Annotated in this window: 7 protein-coding genes and 1 pseudogene; 3 read left to right on the forward strand and 5 right to left on the reverse strand. The window is 69.7% G+C overall.

The window, feature by feature from the left end; all coding sequences use genetic code 11:
• Nucleotides 1-73 precede the first annotated feature (73 nt).
• Nucleotides 74-2,470, forward strand: a complete 2,397-nt coding sequence (locus ACSQ2G_RS22850) for a putative bifunctional diguanylate cyclase/phosphodiesterase (protein ID WP_436034666.1) — start codon at nucleotides 74-76, stop codon at nucleotides 2,468-2,470.
• A 145-nt stretch (nucleotides 2,471-2,615) separates the two neighbouring features.
• Here the strand turns inward: ACSQ2G_RS22850 and ACSQ2G_RS22855 are convergent, their stop codons facing one another.
• The 3 genes and pseudogenes from ACSQ2G_RS22855 to ACSQ2G_RS22865 all read right to left on the reverse strand — a co-directional run bounded on the left by ACSQ2G_RS22855 (nucleotide 2,616) and on the right by ACSQ2G_RS22865 (nucleotide 3,403).
• Entirely contained in the window at nucleotides 2,616-2,873 is a 258-nt protein-coding gene (locus tag ACSQ2G_RS22855) for a GlsB/YeaQ/YmgE family stress response membrane protein (protein ID WP_310082090.1), read from the reverse strand.
• A 60-nt stretch (nucleotides 2,874-2,933) separates the two neighbouring features.
• Nucleotides 2,934-3,200 (reverse strand): annotated as a pseudogene (locus ACSQ2G_RS22860) (HlyD family secretion protein); the annotation flags it as partial.
• Entirely contained in the window at nucleotides 3,164-3,403 is a 240-nt protein-coding gene (locus ACSQ2G_RS22865; protein ID WP_436034673.1) for a hypothetical protein, read from the reverse strand. The pseudogene ACSQ2G_RS22860 and the gene ACSQ2G_RS22865, both read right to left, overlap by 37 nt.
• 59 nt (nucleotides 3,404-3,462) lie before the next feature.
• Here ACSQ2G_RS22865 and ACSQ2G_RS22870 point away from each other — a divergent pair, with 59 nt between their 5' ends.
• A complete protein-coding gene (locus ACSQ2G_RS22870) occupies nucleotides 3,463-4,614 on the forward strand; it encodes an aminotransferase (protein WP_436034667.1) in 1,152 nt (383 codons plus the stop codon).
• 173 nt (nucleotides 4,615-4,787) lie between these two features.
• Here ACSQ2G_RS22870 and hmpA read toward each other — a convergent pair whose 3' ends face one another.
• Nucleotides 4,788-5,996: an NO-inducible flavohemoprotein gene (gene hmpA / locus ACSQ2G_RS22875; protein WP_436034668.1), complete on the reverse strand. Its 1,209-nt coding sequence runs from the start codon at nucleotides 5,994-5,996 to the stop codon at nucleotides 4,788-4,790.
• A 44-nt stretch (nucleotides 5,997-6,040) separates the two neighbouring features.
• Nucleotides 6,041-6,448, reverse strand: coding sequence for a group III truncated hemoglobin (locus ACSQ2G_RS22880; RefSeq protein WP_436034669.1), 408 nt, complete (start codon nucleotides 6,446-6,448; stop codon nucleotides 6,041-6,043).
• A 109-nt stretch (nucleotides 6,449-6,557) separates the two neighbouring features.
• Here ACSQ2G_RS22880 and ACSQ2G_RS22885 point away from each other — a divergent pair.
• A partial coding sequence (locus tag ACSQ2G_RS22885; protein WP_436034670.1) for an Rrf2 family transcriptional regulator occupies nucleotides 6,558-7,000 on the forward strand: 443 nt, incomplete at its 3' end.

The raw sequence follows: 7,000 nt of genomic DNA on the forward strand, positions 1-7,000 counted from the left end.
ACCGGCGTTTCAGGAACCAGCGGTATCTTGCGCGCGGGGGATGCCGAGCGTCCTGGGACTGCAGGATCGCGCCGTGCGCCAGACTTCCGCCTTTTCGAGGATCTCGTCGCGAGCCGCCGCGCTGCTGTCGCGACACCTGCCCGCCGCGCCCGAGGCCATCGCCGGCCGCGTCCGTTTTGAGCAACTGGCCAGCATCCAGCGCCTGACGCCGGTGATGATGGCCGCCAACATCGTCAACGCCCAGCTGGTGTTCCTGGCCGGCCTGGGCGGCCCGCACCGGCTCACCCTGCTGGTTTGGGCCGGGGTGATCAGCGCCTACGCCGTGCTGGGCCTGTACGGCTGGCTGTCGGCCCGCCGCCGCAAGAGCGCCAAGAACACCGTCTCGGCCCGCGGCGCGCGGCGCGTGGCGATGCAGACCGGCCTGCTGGGCGCCCTGTGGGGCGTGCTGCCCTATCTGGCCTTGCGCGACGCCAGCACCCAGATGAGCATGCTGATCGTCGCCCTGACGGCCGGCATGATCGGCACCGGCAGCTTCGCCCTGCTGACCCTGCCGATGGCCGCCCTGGCCTACACCACGCCGCTGGTCGTCGGCTCGCTGCTGGTGCTGCTGACCAGCCACGACCCCATCCTGCTGGCCTTGGCCGGGCTCCTGATCTTCTGCTACCTCGTCGTGGGCCTGTCGTGCCTGTCGCACGCCAAGGTGTTCGTCGACCGCCTGGTGGCCGGCGACGAGCTGGAGCGCCAGAAGCAGGTCGTCAGCCTGCTGCTCAGCGACTTCGAGGAAGGCTCCAGCGACTGGCTGTGGGAAGTCGACGCGAACGGCGCCCTGACCTATGTCTCCGAGCGCATGGCCGAGGCGGCGGGGGTTTCCCGCGAAGACCTGCTCGGCCGCGTGGTCGGCGGGCTGGACGCCAGGATGGCCGAGGCGCCCGAAGGCCTGGCCGCCACCCTCCCGGGCCTGCTGGCCGACCAGAAGGCCTTCCGTGACGTGGTGGTTTCGGTGACGGTCGCCGGCGAGGTCCACTGGTGGGCGCTGACCGCCAAGCCGATCCACGACCTGGACGGGGCCTTCGCCGGCTTCCGCGGCGTCGGCGCCGATATCACCCAGGCCCGCAAGGACCAGGAGCGCATCACCCGCCTGGCCCACTACGACGTGCTGACCGGCCTGCCCAACCGCCTGTCGTTCCTCCAGGCCCTGAGCGGCGCCTGGGACGCCAAGGGCCGGACGGCGGGCTGCGCCGTGCTGTGCCTGGACCTGGACCACTTCAAGGGCGTCAACGACAGCCTGGGCCATCCGATCGGCGACGCCCTGCTAGTCGAGGCGGCCCGCCGCCTGAGCGCCTGCGTCGGCGAGGCCGGCGTCGTCACCCGCCTGGGCGGCGACGAGTTCGCGGTCGTCGTCCAAGGCGACCTGGAAGCGTCCACGCTGGGCGCCCTGGCTCAGGCCATCGTCGACGCCTTGTCCCTGCCCTACGCCCTGAACGACCACCACGTGTCGATCGGGGCCAGCGTCGGCATCGCCGTCGCCCCCGCCGACGCCGCCGACGCCGACACCCTGCTGAAGAACGCCGACCTGGCCCTCTACCGCGCCAAGGGCGACGGGCGCGGCGCCTACCGGTTCTTCGAGGCGACCATGGACGTCTGGGCCCAGGAGCGCCGGGCGCTGGAGATCGACCTGCGCTCGGCCCTGAAGAACGACGAGCTGAAGCTGTTCTTCCAGCCGCTGATCGGGGCCAAGGGCCACGAGATCACCGGGTTCGAGGCCCTGCTGCGCTGGCAGCATCCGCGCCGCGGCGTGGTCGGGCCCGACGACTTCATCGAATGCGCCGAGCAATGGGGCCTGATCTGCAAGATCGGCGAATGGGTGCTGCACGAGGCCTGCCGCCAGGCGTCCGCCTGGCCCGCGCCGCTGAAGGTGGCTGTGAACCTGTCGCCCAACCAGTTCGCCGCCGGCGACCTGGTCGACCAGGTGCGGGCGGCGCTGCGCGAGTCGGGCCTGACGCCCTCGCGCCTGGAACTGGAGATCACCGAGGGCCTGCTGCTGCGCGACACCGCCGGCACCCTGGACCAGCTTCGGGCCCTGAAGGACCTGGGGGTGCGCATCGCCATGGACGACTTCGGCACCGGCTATTCCAGCCTGGCCTATCTGTGGCGGTTCCCGTTCGACAAGATCAAGATCGACCGCACCTTCGTGGCCGAGATGTCGGGCAACCCGGCCATCGCCGACATCCTGCGCACCATCACCCTGCTGGGCCGCACGCTGAACCTGGAGGTCACCGCCGAGGGGGTGGAGACCGCCGAGCAGGCCTCGATCCTCGAGGACATGCGCTGCGACCACTTCCAGGGCTATCTGTTCGGCCGTCCAATGCCGATCGCCGACATTCCCGGCTACCTGCTGGAGAACACCGCCCAACGGCTGCGACGCGGGCCGGCGGAGGATGTGACGCAAGGCTCCGAGGCGACGGGCTGAGGCCAAGCCTGCACCAACGACTGTCATCCCGGACAAGCGCGCAGCGCGCCGATCCGGGACCGACGCGTGAGCTCAGCGCTTCCGGCGGTCCCGGGTCTTCGCTTCGCTACGCCCGGGATGACAGACTATTTGGAGGCGGCTTTCTTCAAACCCGGTTACGGCCCTTGAACAGGCCGAGAAGGAACAGCAGCACGATCGCGCCGATCGTCGAGATGATCAGGCTGCCGATCCAGCCCATGAAGTGGATGCCCAGCATGCTGGCCAGGAACGCGCCGATCAGCGCGCCGACCAGGCCGACGATCAGGTTGGTGATCAGGCCGTGGTTGCGGCCCATGATCTGTTCGGCGATCCAGCCGGCGAAGATGCCGATGATGATCGCGCCGATGAAGCCCACACCGTTCATGTCGTTGTTTCCTGATAGCCAAGGTTGTTGGGGAAAAATGCCTGAGAACGCGGTTGGTTGCTAGCGCGCGGTGTCGACCCGGGCCACCACGCTCATGCCCGGGCGCCGGCGGGCGACGCCGTCCTGGTTGGGATCCAGCGCGATGCGGGTCGGCAGGCGTTGGACCACCTTGGTGAAGTTGCCGGTGGCGTTGTCGGGCTTGATCACCGCCGGCTGGCCGACGCGGATCCGGGCGGTCCGGGTCTCCTTGAAGTTGGCCGTCACCCAGGTCTGGCGCGGCGCGATGCCCATCAGCCGGGTCCCGACGGCGACGTACTGACCGCCGCGGTGTAGGCGATCGACAGCCAGGCCGACTCGTTGGTGTAGGCGCCCAGCCCCTGGGTCAGGCCCAGCAGCATCGACACCGCGCCATAGGCCAGCCCGTGCGACCACGTCCAAGGCGGCGAAGGCGGCGGGGCGGGAACGGCGCTGTCGGCCACTTCAAGTGGAAGCTCCACCTTCAGAAATCGTTCCGCATCGACGATCGACATGACGCGAACCTATCACCGCGCGACCTATGCTAGGCAAGGCCTCGAGGAGTCCCCACGCCATGGTTCACCCGGTCTATGCCGACCTGCCCACCACCATCTTCGAGGAGATGAGCGGCCTGGCCCGCCAGACCGGGGCGATCAACCTGGGCCAGGGCTTTCCGGACGACGCCGGACCGATGGCCCTGCGCCACAAGGCCGGCGAGGCGCTGATCACCGGCACGAACCAGTATCCGCCGATGCGCGGCCTGCCCGCCCTGCGCCAGGCCGCGGCGGCGCACTACGCGCGCACCCAGGGCCTGGACCTGAACTGGGAAAGCGAGATTGTCATCACCTCCGGCGCCACCGAGGCCCTGGCCGCGGCCTTCCTCAGCCTGATCTCGCCCGGCGACGAGGTGGTGCTGTTCCAGCCGCTGTACGACGCCTACCTGCCGATGGTGAAGCGGGCCGGCGGCGTGCCGAAGCTGGTGCGCCTGGCGCCGCCGCACTGGCGGTTCGACCGCGCCATGCTGGAGGCGGCGTTCAGCGACCGGACGCGGATGGTGGTGCTGAACACCCCGCTCAATCCGGCCGGCGTCGTCACGCCCGACGAGGACCTGGCCCTGCTGGCGCAGTTCTGCGTCAAGCACGACGCGATCGCCGTCTGCGACGAGGTCTGGGAGGCCGTGGTGTTCGACGGCGCCAGGCACCGGCCACTGATCGGCTATCCCGGCATGCGCGAGCGCACCGTCAAGATCGGCTCGGCGGGGAAGATGTTCGGCATGACGGGGTGGAAGGTCGGCTTCCTGTGCGCCGCCCCCGCCCTGACCAAGGCCCTGGCCGGCGCCCACCAGTTCCTGACCTTCACCACCCCGCCCAATCTGCAGGAGGCGGTGGCGTTCGGCCTGGGTGAGCCTGGCGACTGGTTCGAGGCTATGCCCGCGGGCCTGCAGCGATCCCGCGACCGGCTGGCGGCGGGGTTGCGTGAGGCCGGCTTCGTGGTGCTCGACAGCGGCGGCACCTATTTCCTCAATGTCGACCTGGCGGCCTCGGGCGTCGACGAGGACGACCGGACCTTCGCCCTGCGCGCCGTGCGCGACCACGGGGTGGCCAGCATCCCGGTCTCGGCCTTCTACGCCGAAGACCCCGTGCGCCACATCCTGCGTCTGTGCTTCGCCAAGGCCGACGACACCCTGGACGAGGCGGTGGCGCGGCTGGCGAGCGCGCGGGGGTAGCGGATCGCACGCCTATACCCTCCCCCAGTGGGGGAGGCGATCGCGCAGCGATCGGTGGGGGGAGTTGTTGGATCGTCGATCCGGGATCTGACGACCTGCCGATCGCTCCCCCTTCCGTCGCCCGTCGGGCGACACCTCCCCCACAGGGGGAGGATCCTGTCAGCTCGACCGCTCTACGCCGCGATCGCCTCCGCCGTCGGACCAAACACCTCGTAGTGGATCCGGTCGGCCGGCACGCCCGCGGCGGCCAGGCCCTGGACGAAGACCTTCAGAAACGGCGTCGGGCCGCACAGGTAGAAGTCGGCCTGGGCGAACGGCGTGTTGGCCTTCAGCCAGTCGACGGTGACGAACCCGTCGACGTCGTGGGTCCGGCCGGACTGGTCGCCCGCCAGCGGGGCGCTGTAGAAGGTGGTGACGCTCACCCCGCCATGGTCCTTGGCCAGGGTCCGGACATGGCCGTCCAGGGCGTGGACGTCACTGTTGAGCGCGCCGTGCACGAAGTGGGCCTCCAGTTCCGGATGGGCCCGGGCGATGTGCTCGAGCATGCTGACCATCGGCGTCAGCCCCACGCCGCCGCTGAGCAGCACCACCGGCCGGGCGGGCTGGTCGGCCAGGAAGAAGTCGCCGGCCGGCGGGGTGGCCGGCAGCACGTCGCCGACCTGGATCTGGTCGTGCAGGAACCGCGAAGCCGCGCCCAGGTCCTCGCGCTTGACCGAGATGCGGTAGCTCTCGCCGTTCGGACCGGCCGAGATGGTGTAGTTGCGCTTTTCACCAGGCTGACCGGGCAGGTCCAGGCGGAAGGTCAGGTACTGGCCCGGCTTGTGCGGGATCACCGGGCCACCGTCCTTGGGCCGCAGCACGAACGAGGTGATCACCGCGCTCTCGCGGATCTTCTCGGCGACCACGAAGTCGCGCCAGCCGGTCCAGCCGCCGTCGACGGCCTCGATCCCGGCACGGATCGCCGCCTCACGGCCGATCAGGATGTCGGCCAGGAACCAGTAGGCCTCGCCCCAGGCGGCCAGAATCTCGTCGGTCGCGGCGTCGCCCAGCACCTCCTTGATCGCGCCCAGCAAGGCCTCGGCCACGAACGGATAGTGCTCGGCCAGGATGTGGTAGCCGACATGCTTCTGGGCGATGCGCTCGACCACCGGCAGCACCACGCCCAAGTTGTCGATGTTCTGGGCATAGGCCAGCACCGCGCCGGCCAGGGCCTTGGGCTGGGCGCCGGTGCTCTGGTTGGCGTGGTTGAACAAGGCCTTGATGTCGTCGTCCTGGAACAGCCGGGCGTACATCGCCAGGGTGATCTCCTCGCCGTGTTCGGCCAGGGCCGGAACCGTAGCCTTGACGCGCGCGATCGTTTCCGCGCTGAGCGCAGTCGCCATTGTCTCTCTCCTGGTTTGGGTTTGTCGGTCTGGTTCGGAGGGCGCTAGGACGCCGTCGGTCGAGGGGTCGCCACCTCGGGCAGGCGGAAGTGGAGGGCCGCGTCCAGGCTCTGGGCGATCCGCGCGGCCTTGGCCTGCATGACCGCGGCCACCGGCGGCGACATCATCTCGCCGGTCGTCTCGGTCCAGAGCGCCAGCCAGCGGCCGAACATCTCGGACGGGATGCGGGCGGCGTGCCTGAGATGGACGGCCATCGGATCGCCCTTGTAGCGGCCGCTGGTCAGCATCACCGACGACCAGAAGTCGGCCAGCGTCGCCAAGTGGTGATCCCAGTCCCCGACCGCGTCGTTGAACACCGGGCCGAGCTCGGCGTCGGCCCGCACCCGGGCGTAGAAGCGCTCCAGCAGGGCCGGCAGGGCGGCTTCGATCTCGGCGGCTTGGCACGGGTCCATGGCGGAGGCCTAATTGATGCGTTGAAAATGCATCTATAAGCCGCCACCAAAACATGCAATCAGAATGCTTGTTTTACGTAGTCACCCTTAGGACCCGCCCGGAAGATCGATGCGCCTGACGCGCTACACCGACTATGCGATGCGCGTGCTGCTGCACTTGGCCGCGCGCGACGACGACGGCCTGGCCTCGATCGGCGAGATCGCGACCCTGTACGGGATCTCGCAGAACCACCTGATGAAGGTGGTGCAGGACCTGGGCAAGGCCGGCTTCGTGCGCACCGTGCGCGGCCGGGGCGGCGGCGTCGCCCTGGCCCGTCCCGCCGACCAGATCGTCGTCGGCCAGGTGGTGCGCCAGACCGAGGAAGGCTTCCAGCTGGTCGATTGCGCCGGCTGCGTGATCGCCCCCGCCTGCACCCTGCCCCGCGCGCTGAACGAGGCGACGGCGGCGTTCATCGCGGTGCTCGACAAGTACACGCTGGAGGACCTGCTGGACCGGCGACACCAGATGCGGGCGCTGTTCGGCATCGACGCCGCCGAGCTGTCCGCCGCCAG

This window comes from Caulobacter sp. LjRoot300 (assembly GCF_964253875.1).
Classification (GTDB): Bacteria; Pseudomonadota; Alphaproteobacteria; order Caulobacterales; family Caulobacteraceae; genus Caulobacter.

Coding starts and splice junctions, on each gene's coding strand:
- ACSQ2G_RS22855 (WP_310082090.1), bottom strand. CDS start 2,873: ATGAACGGTGTGGGCTTCATCGGCGCGATCATCATCGGCATCTTCGCC.
- ACSQ2G_RS22865 (WP_436034673.1), bottom strand. CDS start 3,403: ATGTCGATCGTCGATGCGGAACGATTTCTGAAGGTGGAGCTTCCACTT.
- ACSQ2G_RS22870 (WP_436034667.1), top strand. CDS start 3,463: ATGGTTCACCCGGTCTATGCCGACCTGCCCACCACCATCTTCGAGGAG.
- hmpA (WP_436034668.1), bottom strand. CDS start 5,996: ATGGCGACTGCGCTCAGCGCGGAAACGATCGCGCGCGTCAAGGCTACG.
- ACSQ2G_RS22880 (WP_436034669.1), bottom strand. CDS start 6,448: ATGGACCCGTGCCAAGCCGCCGAGATCGAAGCCGCCCTGCCGGCCCTG.